Origin of the sequence: Aquibacillus sediminis, assembly GCF_005870085.1 — a bacterium.
GTDB classification, from domain to species: domain Bacteria; phylum Bacillota; class Bacilli; order Bacillales; family Amphibacillaceae; genus Aquibacillus_E; species Aquibacillus_E sediminis.
This window is the reverse complement of record NZ_SZNM01000002.1, coordinates 349,921-367,110: the sequence shown is the minus strand read 5'-3', so window position 1 is coordinate 367,110 and position 17,190 is coordinate 349,921. Positions and strand designations below refer to the sequence as shown.

General features: G+C 38.5%; 16 protein-coding genes and 1 rRNA gene. 3 read left to right on the top strand and 14 right to left on the bottom strand.

Features of this window, described 5'->3' with window-relative positions; all coding sequences use genetic code 11:
* Both FCI53_RS03610 and FCI53_RS03605 read right to left on the bottom strand, forming a co-directional pair.
* Window positions 1-364, bottom strand: a 16S ribosomal RNA gene (locus FCI53_RS03610); the annotation flags it as partial.
* A gap of 487 nt (window positions 365-851) precedes the next feature.
* Window positions 852-1,412, bottom strand: a complete 561-nt coding sequence (locus FCI53_RS03605) for a TVP38/TMEM64 family protein (RefSeq protein ID WP_138415912.1) — start codon at window positions 1,410-1,412, stop codon at window positions 852-854.
* A 146-nt stretch (window positions 1,413-1,558) separates the two neighbouring features.
* Here FCI53_RS03605 and FCI53_RS03600 point away from each other — a divergent pair, with 146 nt between their 5' ends.
* Entirely contained in the window at window positions 1,559-1,885 is a 327-nt protein-coding gene (locus FCI53_RS03600; RefSeq protein WP_138415910.1) for a YolD-like family protein, read from the top strand.
* Window positions 1,886-2,295: 410 nt separating this feature from the next.
* On the opposite strand, the gene FCI53_RS03595 is transcribed toward FCI53_RS03600, so the two are convergent.
* From FCI53_RS03595 to FCI53_RS03555, 9 genes are all read right to left on the bottom strand, one after another.
* On the bottom strand, window positions 2,296-2,583 hold the full coding sequence (locus tag FCI53_RS03595) for a protein mistic (RefSeq protein ID WP_171038045.1): 288 nt from the start codon (window positions 2,581-2,583) through the stop codon (window positions 2,296-2,298).
* Window positions 2,584-2,733: 150 nt separating this feature from the next.
* Window positions 2,734-3,621, bottom strand: a complete 888-nt coding sequence (locus tag FCI53_RS03590; protein ID WP_138415907.1) for a CPBP family intramembrane glutamic endopeptidase — start codon at window positions 3,619-3,621, stop codon at window positions 2,734-2,736.
* 331 nt (window positions 3,622-3,952) lie between these two features.
* Complete coding sequence (locus tag FCI53_RS03585) at window positions 3,953-5,239, bottom strand: dihydrolipoamide acetyltransferase family protein (RefSeq protein WP_138415905.1); 1,287 nt, start codon at window positions 5,237-5,239, stop codon at window positions 3,953-3,955.
* A gap of 18 nt (window positions 5,240-5,257) precedes the next feature.
* A complete protein-coding gene (locus FCI53_RS03580; protein ID WP_138415903.1) occupies window positions 5,258-6,241 on the bottom strand; it encodes an alpha-ketoacid dehydrogenase subunit beta in 984 nt (327 codons plus the stop codon).
* A 14-nt stretch (window positions 6,242-6,255) separates the two neighbouring features.
* Window positions 6,256-7,275: a thiamine pyrophosphate-dependent dehydrogenase E1 component subunit alpha gene (locus FCI53_RS03575; RefSeq protein ID WP_281279497.1), complete on the bottom strand. Its 1,020-nt coding sequence runs from the start codon at window positions 7,273-7,275 to the stop codon at window positions 6,256-6,258.
* Window positions 7,268-8,692, bottom strand: a complete 1,425-nt coding sequence (lpdA, locus tag FCI53_RS03570) for a dihydrolipoyl dehydrogenase (protein WP_138415901.1) — start codon at window positions 8,690-8,692, stop codon at window positions 7,268-7,270. Before lpdA ends, FCI53_RS03575 begins: the two co-directional genes overlap by 8 nt.
* Before the next feature lie 15 nt (window positions 8,693-8,707).
* Window positions 8,708-9,832: a butyrate kinase gene (gene buk, locus FCI53_RS03565; protein ID WP_138415899.1), complete on the bottom strand. Its 1,125-nt coding sequence runs from the start codon at window positions 9,830-9,832 to the stop codon at window positions 8,708-8,710.
* A complete protein-coding gene (locus tag FCI53_RS03560) occupies window positions 9,804-10,898 on the bottom strand; it encodes a Leu/Phe/Val dehydrogenase (protein ID WP_138415897.1) in 1,095 nt (364 codons plus the stop codon). The genes buk and FCI53_RS03560 overlap by 29 nt, the downstream gene beginning before the upstream one ends.
* 57 nt (window positions 10,899-10,955) lie before the next feature.
* Window positions 10,956-12,659: a sigma 54-interacting transcriptional regulator gene (locus FCI53_RS03555; protein ID WP_171038044.1), complete on the bottom strand. Its 1,704-nt coding sequence runs from the start codon at window positions 12,657-12,659 to the stop codon at window positions 10,956-10,958.
* A gap of 255 nt (window positions 12,660-12,914) precedes the next feature.
* Here FCI53_RS03555 and FCI53_RS03550 point away from each other — a divergent pair, with 255 nt between their 5' ends.
* Entirely contained in the window at window positions 12,915-13,163 is a 249-nt protein-coding gene (locus tag FCI53_RS03550; protein ID WP_138415893.1) for a DUF2627 domain-containing protein, read from the top strand.
* Between the two features lie 95 nt (window positions 13,164-13,258).
* Here the strand turns inward: FCI53_RS03550 and FCI53_RS03545 are convergent, their stop codons facing one another.
* A complete protein-coding gene (locus FCI53_RS03545; RefSeq protein ID WP_138415891.1) occupies window positions 13,259-14,608 on the bottom strand; it encodes an aspartate kinase in 1,350 nt (449 codons plus the stop codon).
* Window positions 14,609-14,871: 263 nt separating this feature from the next.
* Window positions 14,872-15,465 (bottom strand): SafA/ExsA family spore coat assembly protein, encoded by a 594-nt coding sequence (gene safA, locus FCI53_RS03540; protein WP_138415889.1) that lies wholly within the window; start codon window positions 15,463-15,465, stop codon window positions 14,872-14,874.
* Window positions 15,466-15,758: 293 nt separating this feature from the next.
* On the opposite strand from safA, the gene FCI53_RS21300 reads away from it, so the two are divergent.
* A complete protein-coding gene (locus tag FCI53_RS21300) occupies window positions 15,759-15,929 on the top strand; it encodes a hypothetical protein (RefSeq protein WP_171038043.1) in 171 nt (56 codons plus the stop codon).
* Window positions 15,930-16,018: 89 nt separating this feature from the next.
* On the opposite strand, the gene spo0A is transcribed toward FCI53_RS21300, so the two are convergent.
* On the bottom strand, window positions 16,019-16,810 hold the full coding sequence (gene spo0A / locus FCI53_RS03535; protein ID WP_138415887.1) for a sporulation transcription factor Spo0A: 792 nt from the start codon (window positions 16,808-16,810) through the stop codon (window positions 16,019-16,021).
* Window positions 16,811-17,190: the final 380 nt, after the last annotated feature.

Sequence of the window (17,190 nt, the reverse complement as noted above, 5' to 3'; positions counted from 1 at the left end):
AGTCTGGGCCGTGTCTCAGTCCCAGTGTGGCCGATCACCCTCTCAGGTCGGCTACGCATCGTTGCCTTGGTAGGCCATTACCCTACCAACTAGCTAATGCGCCGCGGGCCCATCTGTAAGTGATAGCTCTGGAGCCATCTTTCAACTTTCATTCATGCGAATGAAAGTATTATCCGGTATTAGCTCACGTTTCCGCGAGTTATCCCAATCTTACAGGCAGGTTGCCCACGTGTTACTCACCCGTCCGCCGCTCGTTCCACAAGCGCACACCCCGGAGGGTGATTACTTGCTTCCCGCGCTCGACTTGCATGTATTAGGCACGCCGCCAGCGTTCGTCCTGAGCCAAGATCAAACTCTCCATAAAATAATGAGCTTGCTTGCTCGTTTCAAAAACTAGCTTTTAAAAATTGATTCAAGGTTAATCGTTTCAAATGAACGAAACGTCTTACCCGATCTGTTTCATACTGGTTGTTTTGTTCAGTTTTCAAAGATCAAAACGCCGTTTCTCAACAGCTTTATCATCATAACAAGTTATTTACGTTTTGTCAACAACTTGTTGTTTTTGTCATTTTTCGCCTTTCACCAAAGTGATATTCATTACCATACCATCACTCAAAATGATAGAACAATAATTTCACTTTTTATCGTTTCGGCGACAATTAATAATATACCATGTATTCATCGACTGGTCAATAACTTTTTTGTTATATTTTATCCTGACGCAACTAGCATTCAGTGAGGAAAAGAGCAAAATAAACTCCACTCCATCGCCCCCTCCTACTGACCGATTCCCTATTAAGTATGAACATAAACAATAGTCTTACTCTTAATATGAGAGGGTAAATCTGTTACTAGTTCACATCATCTGTTTTGGGTGGGTTTTTATGAACTTTGTCTAAATAAACATAAATAATCAAAAGAAAAAGAAACAGCATTCCTGTTAAATACCAAGGTAATGTTGTTATCGCCTCACCAAATGCCGTATACAGAATAGCTGGCATAATCATCCCTAAAATAGAATAATACATGTATTCCTTAAATGATTTCGTCATTTCCATCAAATAAAAAGAAAGAAGGTGAAAATGGATAAATGGTGTAATACGCAAAATCATCACTTGACTAACAGAAATCGTTCGATCTTGGAATACCTTTTGCTTTAGACGTGCAATCCCACTTCGAAATTTCGGAAATTTATTTACTAATTGATAAGAAATCAAACTCATTAAGGATAAACCGATAAATGATAATAATGCTCCTTCAACAAAACCAAACAAGACACCGCCAGCAATACACACAACAATGACAGGCAAAAACAATAATGGACGTAAAATATGTATGAGAATAAAAAGCACAGGAGCTAACCACCCTGCATTTTCGATCAGTACTTCTAGGGATTGATCGAACTGTTCCATATTGTTCCCTCCTATCTAGATAACCATATTACCAATGAAGATAAACTAAAATGAAGTGGATTGCAAACCTGGAACCTCTTGTAAAATACTAATAAATATCATATACTAGTCGTACAGAACACATGTTCCCTCGAGGTGATTAAAAAGTGACAAATGTAAATGATCGTGGTTCGAAAAAATGGACGGCGTTTATGATGCCAGAACATATAGAAATGTTAAATGACTACTGGAAAAAGGAACGCTATATAGAAAAACCACATTTAAGTGTAGATCACTATGACCAAATGAACCAAACCATTCAAGAAGCGATGAAACACACACTTGATGTTAGTATCCAATATTATGATAATCACAGAATTAAAGTAATAGAAGGAATTATCAACCGCCCCAACATGGGACGACTAGAAATTCAAACAGAAGAAAAAATCCATTACCTAGGTCTAGCAGAGATTGTTGATGTACTCATTATTTAAGCGTCTTTGAAAGCTTGAACAATTGCTGTCGTATTAATGTGGTCTTAATTAAACAAATAAATAGGATATTGGCATGGACCAATATCCTATTTATTTTGAACAATCGACATTACTGATGTTATTAATAAATACTTTTTAATAGTGCGTATTCACTCAGTGGGGTTTTCTTGCTCTTCCCCACTGAATATCAGTACCACAAGGGAGACCAACCATTCGAGGTGAAAGCGAAAGTTACCTCACTTGATATTTTGAAGTGGAGTCTTATGGAAGTTGGTTGCACCGGGATAAAAATGACCGAGAAGTTCGAAGCAACGTATCTCACACGGATTGAGCGTATGTTGTTACATATGCCTGAAAAGCAAGGCAACTACAAACCCGCCATATTATTTTTGGGATTTTGAACATCCTCACTATTCGTCGTCTTGCTCTTCCTCACCTATCAAATCTTCTTGCTCCTCTACTTCACCATCTAATTCGATACCGTCCAAATCCAACCAAGACAACATTTCCCTTACAACTGTATTAATCTTTTCATCAACCATTTCATCCCCATATTTTTTCTTGGCTCGTTCAATATTTTCTTCTACGTCATCACTAAATTGAATAATGGGTGTATCATATTCGATGTTATTATATAAATCAATCATTTCATCTAATGCTTTCCCATATCGTTTGCTTTCTAATTCCGTCGCTTTCATATACATCACCTAAACATAGATTACCCAAAAATAAACAAAAAAAACATGTAATTTACCCACTTTTACACTCTAATCCTCTTGTTTTCCTCCCCCTACCATTGGGCTTCACCCTTCACACACTTGAAGAGGGAGACTTCTTTCGGAAGTACGTTAAAACAAACTATTAGCCACCTTTTGCCACTTCACATACCAATTGGTAACAACAAATCCTAGTAAAATAAAGATGGTCGCTAGTAAACCACCTTCAAGGCCAAACGAACCACCCGTTAACCAATCGTTACCGTTCGAAACATCCACATTGTATATACCATGTGGCACTGTACCACTTACCGCAAAACCAAACACATTTCCTTGGAAGTAATTCCAGGTGATATGATAACCGATTGCTAACCATAGACTTTTAGTAACATCGAACATATAAGCAAATAGGAGTCCAACAAGTAAAATATTTATTAACCCAAACAAACTTACATTTGGATTAGTCCCATGCACAACACTAAATAATAACGCAGAGACGATATAAACTAACCACTTCGAATTCCCTCTATTAACCATCGTCGACATGACATACCCTCTGAAAAAGATCTCTTCAAAAAAACCGACTAAGATAAATAAAATGAAAAAAGTAATAGTATATGTAGAAAATTCAGGCGCTGAAAATCGATTAAGTAATTCCACATTCCCAGTTATGAATAAAAGTAAAAAAATAGCTGTAATCGATGCTGCTCCAAGCAACAAACCAAATAATAAATCTTTTCCTCGCTTGTTGAATCCTATTTCTTTCACTGCTCGCTTATTAACAAAGCGCCAAAACATTAACGTCATCAAAAGACCACCAAAAGTTCCTCCGCCCTGAATGATTAATGCAATCCACGGATGACGATCTAATCCTGACATCATATCTGTTGTAGTTGTTTGTAGCAGATCAAATAAAACAAAACCAGGAACCATAAAAAGTCCTTGAGCAGCAAACATAACAATCAATGCCAGTAAAATCATCCACCCTGCTCGAACTTGACCACTACTATTTTTAAACATCCTTTCGCCCCCTTAGTTCACTCACCTATCATTTTAATTTTTGAGAGCCTTTTCTTCAATCAAAGACAACCAAGATAATGTATGTATATATAAAAGAGAGTATACCTTAAACAAAAAACCTCTCCAATTTTGGAAAGGTTTTTGCCGACATAAAACTTCACTATTCAATGGGTATGTTTCTCTTTTCCGCGCTCTCTTTTGTTTATATATTTTTGCTGCACTTCATGTTCGTACTTGTTCAGCAACTGACGAACAATTGCTCTTCCCCACGTTTATTGAACCATTATATTGCACTGGTATTCTACCAATTGCAACAGCGATAGTATGAGGTTTAGTAAATTGGTGTCGTTTCTGGTGAAATGTTTTCTAATATCTCCTTAATATGGGACATGAAATGACCACAAATAACCCCATCTAACACACGATGATCAAGGGATAAACAAAGATTCACCATATCCCGGGCAGCAAACATATCTTGAATAATCACTGGTCGCTTCACAATCGACTCCACTTGTAAAATAGCCGCTTGCGGATAATTGATCACACCCATTGATTGTACGGAACCAAACGAACCAGTATTATTTACAGTGAATGTACCACCTTGCATATCTTGCGGTGTGAGGTTCCCATTTCGCGCCTTCTTAGCTAAAGTATCAATTTCTTTAGAAATTCCTTTGATGCTTTTCTCATCAACATTTTTAATTACCGGTACAAACAATTCTTCGTCTCGTGCAACCGCAATCGACAGGTTTATCTCTTTCCGTTGAACAATTTTATCGCCTTTCCAAGAACTATTTAATTGCGGGTATTTCTTTAATGCTTTCGCAACCGCATTAAGGAAAAAAGCATAAAACGACAAATTGTAGCCCTCATTCTCTTTAAATGAATCCTTTTCAGCATTTCGGTATTTTACTAAGTTTGTCACATCCACTTCAATCATCATCCATGCATGTGGAATTTCAGTAGTGGATCGCACCATATTTTGGGCAATCGTTTTTCGGATTCCAGTAACAGGGATTTCCTTATCACCATTTGCCGTAGTGATACCAGGATTCATTGGTGGAATTGGCTTGTCATCTACTGGTTCCTGTGTTGCATCATGCTCTAACACTTTTTCTGTGTTTTTTTCTGTTGCACGATGCTCTTGCTTCTCTTTTACAAGTGTATCTTCTCGGATCACTTTTTCTACATCTTTTCGTGTAATTCTTCCGCCACGACCAGATCCAGTAATTAGTTGAAGATCAAGATTATGTTCCTGCGCAAGTCGTAAGACAGCAGGTGAATAGCGCATTTTCAACGATTGTTCTTGATTGGAAGATGGTGTGTTGGTTGATAAAACCTCAGAGTGATCGACTGTTTCCACGTTAGATTGACGGTCCGCTACTTCGATATGACACATTAAATCTCCCACCGCTATCGTTTCTCCTTCACCTGCAAGCAACTCTTTAATCGTTCCACTAAATGAAGATGGTACTTCTGCATTGACTTTATCTGTTGTCACTTCTGCAATTGGATCATATTTATTCACATAATCCCCTTCATTGACTAGCCATGTACTGATCGTTCCTTCGGTTACACTTTCACCAAGTTGGGGCATATGTATTTTTTCTATTGCCACGGAAATCCCTCCTTTATATTAAAATTCTGCAAGTTCACGCATGGCATGCTCAACTTTTTCAGGATTCATCATAAACTCTTTTTCCATTGTGGGTGCATATGGCATGGATGGAACATCAGGTCCAGCCAAGCGCTTGATTGGTGCATCCAAGTCGAATAAACAATTCTCGCTTATAATAGCCGCTACTTCCCCAATAATACTTCCTTCTTTATTATCCTCTGTAAGCAATAATACTTTTCCAGTCTTTGACGCAGCTTCTATAATCGCTTGTTGATCAAGCGGGTAAATGGTCCGCAAGTCTAAAATATGAGCATCAATTCCATCCGTGGCTAGTTTTTCTGCAGCTTGTAAGGCAAAATCAACACAAAGTCCATACGTGATGACTGTAATATCCGCCCCTTCTCGTTTAACATCTGCTTCCCCAATCGGAATGGTGTAATCCGCCTCGGGAACATTTCCTTTTATTAACCGATATGCTCGTTTATGTTCAAAGAAAAGTACTGGATCCTCATCACGAATCGCGGCTTTCAGTAACCCTTTCACATCATATGGTGTTGATGGCATCACAATTTTTAAACCTGGTTGATTGGCAAACACCGCTTCAACAGATTGTGAATGATATAACGCTCCGTGAACTCCCCCACCATATGGCGCACGAATCGTAACAGGGCATGTCCAATCATTATTCGAACGATATCGTGTTTTAGCTGCCTCGGAAATAATTTGATTGACTGCAGGCATAATAAAATCAGCAAACTGCATCTCAGCTACTGGGCGCATCCCATACATTGCAGCACCAATTCCAACACCAGCAATTGCTGATTCCGCGAGCGGCGTGTCGATCACGCGTGATTCACCAAACTTCTCATAAAGGCCTTCAGTTGCACGAAAAACGCCCCCCCGAACACCAACATCTTCTCCTAATACAAATACTTTTTCATCACGTTCCATTTCCTCTTGGAGCGCCTGTGTCACTGCTTGAATATAGGAAATAACTGGCATACTTTTCTCCCTCCTTACTCTCCATACACATAGTTATAAATCGAAGCTGGTTCTGCATATGCTGCCTGTTCGGCATATTCCGTCGCTTCATTAATGATTTGATTCATTTCATCATGCATCGTTTTTTCCACTTGTTCTGTCAAAATGTTATGCTCTCTTAAATAATGAGCAAACGTAAGTACAGCATCTTTCTCTTTCGCTGCATCCACTTCCCCTCTCTCTCGATAACTCCGATCATCATCATCACTAGAATGAGGCGTTAAGCGATAGGAGACAGTCTCAATTAACGACGGACCTTCTCCTCGTCTTGCGCGGTCAGCTGCTTCTTTCACTGCTTGATAGACTTCTAACGGGTCATTCCCATCAACGGTAACCCCAGGCATGCCATAACCAATCGCTCGATCAGAAATTTTCTCACAAGCAACTTGCTTCGTTAACGGAACCGAGATGGCATATTGATTATTTTGCACCATAAAAATAACTGGAAGTTTTTGAACACTAGCAAAATTCGCACCTTCATGGAAATCACCTTGATTGGAAGACCCCTCCCCAAGAGTGACGAAACTTACTAAATCTTTTTGTTCCATTTTAAACCCAAGCGCAATTCCAACAGCATGTGGTACCTGCGTCGTTACTGGGGAGGAACCTGTCACAATGCGATTTTTCTTCTGACCAAAATGCCCTGGCATTTGTCGTCCACCAGAGTTCGGATCTTCCGCTTTTGCAAATCCTTGAAGCATTAAGTCTTTCGTTGTCATCCCAAATGCAAGCACAACACCTAAGTCTCGGTAATATGGAAGTACATAATCACGCTTAGTATCGAGGGCAAAGGATGCTCCAACTTGAGCACCTTCTTGACCTTGACAGGAAACAACAAATGGAATTTTCCCGGCCCGATTTAACAACCACATCCGCTCATCAATTTTCCTCGCTAACAACATCGTTCGATACATCTCTAATATATCGTTATCGGAAAGACCAAGTCGGTGGTGTCTATTCTCCATCATCTTTTTTTGCTCGTCTGTATTAACCATGAATATTCCTCCCTTCCACTGCTAAAGCAGTTTCGCTAATAATTTCTGATAAGGACGGATGCGGGTGAATCGATTGTGTCATTTCCCATGGTGTTGCATCAAACAACTTTGCTAAACTAGCCTCTGAAATCAATTCGGTAACATGTGGACCGATCATATGCACCCCTAACAAATCATCCGTTGCTTTATCTTTAATCAACTTCACAAATCCATCGGTATCTCCATGGACATGCGCTTTTCCAATTGCTTTAAAAGAGACCTTGCTAGTGTCGATGTCATACCCTTGTTGCTCGGCTTGTTGTTCCGTTAAACCAACACGGGCAACTTCAGGGTCTGAATAAATACATAACGGAACATTTTGATAACTTATCGGAAACGGATCCATTTCCATCATATGTTCAACAGCCGTTATCCCCTCACTAGAAGCAACATGAGCAAGTTGCATCCCACCAATGACATCTCCAATGGCATAAATGTGGGACTCCTTCGTTTGATAGAAAGTATTCGTTTTAATGAAGCCATTCTCATCAACGGCAACATCCGTGTTGTCGAGGCCAATTTGGTTCGTATTTGCTCTTCGGCCAGTTGAAACTAACACCTTTTCAGCTTGAAATGTTGTACTTTGATGGTTCTGCTCCACCACGATGGACACGGTTGATTGATCATGAATTGGCTGACTTGTAATGTTAGCACCTGTCACGATCGTTACACCTTTTTGTTTTAGGCGCCGTGCCATATGTTTTGAAATTTCTTGGTCTTCTTGAGGTAATATATTGTTTGCATATTCGATGACAGTAACCTCTACATCAAAATCCGCTAACATCGACGCCCATTCAACGCCAATCACTCCACCGCCAACGATAATAATAGAAGTAGGCAGGTGCTCCATGTCTAAAGCTTCATCAGATGTCAGAATCGTCTTACCATCAGGTTCTAGTCCAGTAATTGTTCGAGCTTTAGAACCAGTAGCTACCAGTAAGTATTTTGGTATAAGCATTTCGTTTTCACTACCATCTGTGTATTCCACAGAAACAGTGCCAGCTGTTGGTGAAAAAATAGACGGACCTAAGATTCGTCCATACCCTTGATAAACATCAATTTTCCCCTTTTCCATTAACCCAACCACACCGCGATACAGTGTCTCGACAGTTTGATGTTTTCTCGCTTGAACTTGTGAAAAATTAATTTTTGTTTGCCCAAGTTCAACCCCAAATTGGGATGCTTGTTTACTTTGTCGATAAACTTCAGCACTTCTCAATAAAGCTTTCGAGGGGATACACCCTTTATGCAAACATGTTCCACCTAATTTTTCAGTCTCAACAATAGCGGTTTTCATACCTAATTGCGATGCCCTAATCGCCGCTACATAACCACCTGTTCCACCACCAAGTACAACCAAATCATATTCTGTTGCCACTAAAAAACCTCCTGTCTAGTGCACAATATATTCTTTCACTTGTTCTTGACCACGTAATACTCGCAATGTCCCTTGAGCTAAGGCAAGTAGTTCATTTTCACCGGGATAGACGAAAATATCTGCAATCCAGTCAACTTTATTAGAGATTGTCGATACCAATTTAGTGTGTGATGCTAGTTTACCGGTTAAAATAATCGCCTCAACCTCCCCCTCTAACACAGTTGCCATTGCTCCAAGTTCTTTTGCTACTTGATAGGTCATTGCTTGATAAAGTAACTCTGCTTGATGATCCCCCTCATGAATCATCGTTTCAATACGATCGATCTCATCTGTTCGTAGAAACGCCATCAAGCCACCATTTCCAACGATTTTATCCATCATCTCTTGATAGGAATAATCACCTGAATAACACATGTCAATTAAATCACCCGCCGGAACTGTACCGGCTCGTTCAACTGACAAAGGACCATCACCGTGCAATCCATTATTAACATCGATCACCTGTCCATTCTTATGTGCACCAATCGTGATACCGCCACCCATGTGACAAATGATAAAGTTTGCTTCCTGATAAGGTTTTCCAAGTTCACTGGCAACCTGTCTAGCTACCGATTTCTGGTTCAATGCATGAAAAATACTTACGCGTGAAATTTCCGGCACTCCCGTTATTCGTGCAACTTCTGACATCTCATCGACAACAACTGGGTCAACAATGTAGGCAGGTACGTTTAAGCCACTTGCAATTTCATATGCTAAAATGCCACCTAAATTGGAGGCATGTTGCCCATGATATCCATTATGTAAATCTTGTAACATCGGCTGATTGACGATATAGGTCCCACCAGCAATGGGACGAAGCAAACCACCACGACCACAAACCGCATCACATTTTGATAGATTAATACCTTGAGACTCTACTTCCTGTAAAATCAATTGTTTTCGATAATCTGCTTGGTCTGAATAACCATGGAAGGAAGAGATTTTTTCAGACGGGTGACGAATTGACTTTTCAAACATACATATTTCCTCTTCAAAAACTGCCACCCTCGTTGCATAGGCACTTGGGTTGATCACGATTATTCGATGCTTTGAATGCAAAGTAAGCCCTCCATTATCCCCAACGTAAACGATTCTTTTCATTCATTAAAAACTGACTTCTAGAACGTCTCAAAAGTTGAATTCGTTCTTCCGCCATCCTTTCAGCCGCTTCATCGGTGGAAACATGATCTCGTTTAGATATATCAAATACTTTGGACAAATGGTCATAAATTTTTTCGACTTGTTTAAGTGCTCGGTCTCGGTTGTACCCATTTAATTCATCTGCAATATTAATCACGCCACCAGCATTAATCACGAAATCCGGGGCATAAACGATCCCTTTTTCATACAGCATCCTACCATGTTTAGATGCTTGTAATTGGTTATTTGCAGCCCCAGCAATCACTTTTGCTTTTAACCTTGGAATCGTATTATCATTAATTGTGGATCCTAGCGCACATGGTGCATAAATATCACAATCCACATCATAAATTGCATTTGGCTCAACCGCTTTGGCATCAAACGCCTCTACTGCTTTCTCAACTGCTTGTTTGTCAATATCGGTCACAATCAAATGTGCCCCTTCATGATGGAGATACTCACATAATGTATAAGCAACATTCCCTACACCTTGAACAGCAACAGTTTTACCTTCTAGGATATCGGTGCCAAATGCTTGTTTGGCTGCTGCCTTCATCCCTTTATATACGCCATAGGCTGTCACCGGCGAAGGATTTCCTGATGAACCAAAAGCAGGTGATATACCAGCAACATAATTTGTTTCTAGGTGGATCAAATCCATATCTTCTACCGTTGTCCCTACATCTTCTGCAGTAATATATCGCCCGCTTAGCCCTTGAATGTAGCGACCAAACGCCCGAAACATCGCTTCATTTTTATCTGTTTTTGGATCCCCTATGATGACGGTTTTCCCACCACCATAATTGAGTCCTGCTGCTGCATTTTTATAGGTCATCCCTTTCGCTAACCTCAACGCATCCATCACAGCCTCTTGTTCAGAGGAATATGTCCACATTCTTGTTCCACCTAGAGCTGGACCTAATGTCGTATCATGGATTGCAATAACCGCTTTTAACCCTGATTGTTTGTCGTGACAAAAGAGCACCTGCTCATAATCCTCTGTTTCTAGATGACTGAATAATTCCATGTTTGTACCTCCTATCCATCTTCGACCCTCATAACCTACTATGCAATTTTTTGCACCTTACTTTGCTTCAATTTTATATTTTTGCATCTTATAATAAAGGTTGCGAATGGAAATGCCTAATAATTCTGCTGTTTTCGTCTTATTATAATCGAGTGAAGCAAAAGTAGATTGAATTACTTGTTTTTCATAAAGTTCCATTGTTTGTTGTAAGGTCTGGGACTGGTTATAATTGAAAGGTTGTTCATCCACTAATTCGACTGATTTACACACTTCTAGTGGTAGGTCCCGCTTTTGAATCACTTTTCGATGTGGATCCATATATACCATTGCCGTTCTTAACACATGCTCTAATTCTCTAATATTTTTCGGCCAACTGTACGACTTTAAAACCTCTAACGCTTCTGATGCAACCGCATAAATGTGTTTACCGAAGTGTCTATTAAGCCTTCTGAGCATCACTTGCATTAATGGTTCCAAATCAGTTATTCGTTCACGTAGCGGCGGTAGTGATAGTGACATTTGATTTAATACATAATAAAAATCCTTATCAAAACTTTTATCGATCATTGCCTTCTCTAAATTTATACTAGTAGTCATGATCAAACGTACATTGATTGGCAATGTTGCGTTACTATTTACTGGTTGAATTTGATTATTTTGTATCACCCGTAATAGTTTTAATTGTAATAATATTGGGATTTTGTCTATCTCATTTAATAAAAGTGTACCGTTATTCGCTTGTTCAAAATACCCCGGTTGATGACGCAATGCCCCAACACCTTGATAGCCAAATAATTGCTTTTCCCACTCATCCTCAGACATTACCGTACAATCGACACCTATCATTTTTTGATACTTACGCTCACTCTCATGATGAATTGCATGAGCAACTAACTCTTTTTCTGTGCCAGGCTCTCCTCGGATTAAAACAGGGGTGCTTGTTATTGCAGCAACTTTTGCCTGTTCTTTGGTTAGTTGCATTGCGCTTGAGTTTCCAATAATATCTTCAAAGCTATAGGTTAATTCCAGATGACGAATTAATTCTTTTGCCTTACTTAATTCTGTTTCCACCTCATCTACCTTTGAAACATCGTGCAGTAAAGCCACACTTCCTTTTAATTTACCGTCAACTAAGATTGGTGATCCATTAGCAACTATTTGTGTATTGGATTGACCTATTTTCATTTGGACACCATGTATTGATCGGCGCGATTGCAACACCTTTTGTTGGATATCATATTCTATTTGTAATTCTTTATCCACCGGTTTCCCTATAACGGTTTTCTTGGATAATCCAGTCAGTTTAGTGTACGCAGAATTTATTAGCACCCCTCTCCCATGTTCATCGACGATAGTTGTAGCCACTTCTGAAGCATCTACAATTGTCTTTAATGTTTTCTCTATTTCTTTCAAATTTGTTACTTGTTCAGCTAATCGAACAACATCGGTAACTTCATAAAAAAACGCCATAGCTCCCTTAAGATTATTGCTTTCATCAATTAATGGTATACGTGAACTAATGATTGTTTTTCCATTATGCAACCGCACCGTTTGATTGATTTGTTTTTTTCTAGTTCTTAATACAAAAGGTAGCTTTGCTGTCTCGATTACCTTTGTAAGCGGTTGGTTTATAAGTTGTTGGTTCGTTAACTCCAAGATTTCTATCGCTCTATGATTGACAAATGTAATCGTTTCATCTGTTTTAATTACGACTATCCCTTGTGGTAAATGATTAACAACTTGTTCTTGCAGATAATTCATCCTATGATCACACCCTGCACGAAATTGCATACTACCATGGTATACTTTTTTGCAAGAATTAGCAAGGTTGGTTTATTTTGCCTCATTTACTTTAAAGAATTAACAATTATATGTTTTGATATATTAACGTTGATAACTCTTCTACGCTGCATTTTTATACTTCCCATTAGTCAGCTCCGAATTAAATTTCACTTTATTTCCATCCTCGTTTCCCTTTTGCTATACTACAATTAGGAATTGAATGGGGGATGAGTGATGCGCTTATTGGCTTTATTAATTTTAGTCATTCCTGGGGTGATTGCAACACTAGGAGTAAAATTAGTGAGAGATGCCTTATTTGGGGTATTTTATTCGATATTTTTTCATTTAAGTATTCAGTTTATCATTGGATTGCTATTCTTTTTTATTGGAATTACATTTATTGGTGGTTTTATCCTACATAGAGATCGAAAAAGACATTTAACAAAAGGCCGGTTTAAAAGAAATCGCAACCGTCAATCCTAACACATGTATATATAACGCTTTACTAACACTCATTTTGACAGCGATCTAAAAAAAGACTTGCCATTCGTAATGGCAAGTCTTTTTTATCATTGTGTTTAATGATCAAAGAAAGATTGATATAGTGCCTGCACTGCTGCGTCCACTCTAGATTCTTTTACTCCGAACATCATTGATACCTCTGAAGAACCTTGGTTCATCATTTCAATATTCACATTCGCTCGATTAAACGCATGTGTTACTTTATCGGCAATACCAATCGTATTGTCCATCCCTTCCCCAACAATCATAATTAGGGCTAAATCTTTTTCAATGTGAACCATATCTGGGTCTAATTCATCCTTAATGCGTTGGATGACACGCTCTTCTTTATCTTGTGGTAGTTGACTTTCTCTTATGATCACAGAAATATCATCAATACCTGATGGTGTATGTTCAAATGAAATACACTCGTCTTCTAAGATGTGAAGCAGGCGACGACCAAATCCTAATTCTCTATTCATTAAGTATTTACTAACATAAAGGCTTAAAAAACCTTTATCACTCGCAATTCCAACAACAGGGTTTTCTTGTGTTTCTTTTTCTGCCACAATAATTGTGCCTAACCCATTCGGATTATTCGTATTTTTAATACAAACAGGAATACTTGCTTTAAATGCAGGAATTAATGCTTCATCATGAAAAACGGAAAAACCAGCATAAGATAACTCACGCATTTCCTTATAAGTCAATGATGTGATTTCTTTAGGATTTTCTACAATTGTCGGATTGACACAATAAACAGAATCAACATCCGTGAAATTCTCATACAAGTCTGCATTTACTCCAGCTGCCACAATGGAACCGGTGATATCTGACCCTCCTCGAGAGAAGGTCGCTAGTTTCCCTTCCTTGGTATAACCAAAGAATCCTGGTATTACAACAATATCATCGCGTTCGCGTAGTCTATAAATTTTCTTAAAACTATCATCTAGAATCTGGGCACTACCCGGATCATCACTTACAATAATACCAGCTTCTTGTGGGTTTAAATACGTTGATTCCATCCCTAACGAGCGCAAGTATTCACTTAAAACTTTAGCTAAAGAATCTTCACCAATTGCTTTCAACGCATCCATTTTCAATTCATCACTATAATCAGACTCAACAACATTTGTTACATCTTGTCGAATCTCCGAGAGCACGTTATCTGAAAGTTCAAGTTTTGTTGTGATTTCCTTAAAACGATCAACAATTTGTTCAACTTGTTCCTCATAGGATTGATTTTGTAAATACGCTTCCCCTAAAGCAATCAATAAATCGGTTACTTTCGTATCTTCGTCAAATCGTTTACCAGGTGCAGAAACAACGATAGCTCTTCGGTCTGAATCTTCTTGAATAATCGTTGCTACTTTCCTTAATTGTTCAGCACTTGCTACGGAACTTCCTCCAAATTTTGCTACCTTCATTTCATTAACCTCTCCATTTTAGTTTTGGCTACCTTCTTAACCCTAAAGCAATTTCTAAAAAACGTAGCCTAATTTTTTTAACTACTAAAAATATTAACATACTTTTTGCAAAATTGTTAAACTTAAGATAAGGAATATATCCATCTCCTTGTACGGATATGGTTGTAAAACAGGAATAGCATCGATATTTATTAAATTTTATGGATTTATGCTTGTAAACACAACTAAAAAGACCTTGATAGCATAATCAAGGTCTTTTTAGTTTATTTTCTTATAAACATTTGCGTCCAATAATTGCCATCCTCAACATAGCCAACACCGATATGTGTGAAATCACCTAAAATGTTCTTCCGGTGACCAGGACTATCCATCCAACCTTTTACGACTTCTTGCGGTGTTCTTTGTCCTCGAGCTATATTTTCAGCAGCCCCACGATAACTTATACCAAAGTTCTGCATCATTGTGAAGGGAGATCCGTAAGTTGGACTTGTATGGGAAAAATAACTTTGATCGCGCATATCCTGTGATTTATATCTCGCCACTCGCGATAATTCCCAATCAGGTTGTAATGCTGGCAATCCATTCTTCGCTCTTTCTTGATTTGTTAGTTGAATTACTTCGTGTTCAATATGCTTGATCTTATCAATATCAGGAATTGTTACTTTTTGATTAGGATAAATAAGATCAGGATTGTCAATATGTGGATTGGCCTCAATTATCTCTGTTACTCCAATTTGGTGTTTCACAGCAATTTTCCACATCGTGTCACCTGGTTGTACAGTGTATGTACTTTGAGCAGAGACTGTTAGCGGAACTACTGCAAACAATATGAAAGCAATAACAATTAATTTTCTCATTCTATACCCTCCTGTTTATTTTGCTACCTATAAACTGCCTCAAAATTAATCTAATATGCAAAATAACAGGAGGTTTGTAAGAACAAAAAGACGCCAAAAATTGGGTCTCTCCATATGGTGATGTGATTTTCACTCCACCCTCTCTTTTAAAAGGCTCTTTTATTTTATAAAAGGTTATTGATGCAGATAAGCTATATTACACGACATAAGCTTCAACATCTTCTAAAGGATTAGTGCTAATAGGCCGCTACGGAAATACACTACACTTTCTTGCGAGGGGCTGGTGAGCCTCCTTGAAAATAAAGACCGATTTTCTTCGTGCGATGTATCACTTCCGAATCCTTCCTTGTCCTATGGGAACAGCACGAGGTGAAGATCCATTTGGTAAAGGGCTTTTCTTTACCAAGTTAGCTGAGTTCCTTCGACACGATGGTATGACTGAGGCACAACCACATTTAGTATAGAAATTAAAAAATCTTTTAAATAACAAAACCCCTTCTGTAAATTAATTTTACAAAAGAGGTTTTATAGCGTAAGAGATCTCGTAAAAACATTAACTCGCCCGATGGTCCAAGCGCAAACGATCTGCCACCATCGCAATAAATTCACTATTGGTCGGTTTTGCCTTAGACATACTAACCGTATAGCCAAATAAAGAGGAAATCGACTCCATATTCCCTCTGCTCCAAGCAACTTCAATCGCGTGGCGAATAGCACGTTCCACACGAGATGCCGTCGTATTATATTTTTTAGCGATATCTGGATATAAGACTTTCGTTATCGAACCTAACAATTCGATATCTTTGTAAACCATTGTAATGGCTTCTCTTAAATACATATATCCTTTAATATGAGCAGGTACCCCAATCTCATGAATAATATGAGTAATGTTCGCTTCTAAATCTACTTTTTTATTTTCTTGATTAACAAGCGTTTGTTTTCCAACATTATTGTCCATTACCGGGGATGCACCACCCGCAACTTGCTTGATTTGATCCCGTAAATTGTCAAGATCAAAAGGTTTAAGAATAAAATAGGAAGCGCCTAGGTCGACAGCTTTTTTCGTTACCTCTTCCTGTCCAAAGGCTGTCAACATAATCACATTTGGATACTTGGCTCTTTCAAGTTGTTTCAACTTACCTAAAACAGCCAACCCATCCATATGTGGCATAATAATGTCGAGAATCAAGACATCTGGTTCTACTTCATCTAAAAGTTCTAGACATTCTTTTCCATTATTTGCCGTACCAATTACTTCCATGTCAGTTTGATCGGCAAAATATTCTTCCATCAACTGAATCAGTTCATGGTTATCATCGACTAAACAGATTTTAATTTTTTCCACAACAGTTCCTCCTTAGTTATTCCTCCTCTTTCTCCATGTAACAATTTCGACACAAGTCCGAAAATTCCTTCTATAAGTTAAAAAACTTTGGATTTTTTTCGAAATACTAGTTTTTACTTTGAATTACGCATTTTTTCGATGAATTATGACAGTGTACGACTCTTTGGTTATCCGTTTGTCGAAAAATCTTTATCTTGATACTAAGTTTACCATATATTGGTTGAAAGCGCTAATTATATAATTAAACTAAGAGGCTGTTTCGGTTAATTTTCTCTTGGCACTTTGCGGCGGGGCTTTTTGCTTTTCCCTCACTAAGTGTTAGCAACACAATGAAAGACCCACTGCCCTTGAATTATTCGAGATGAAAGAAAAGTTAACTC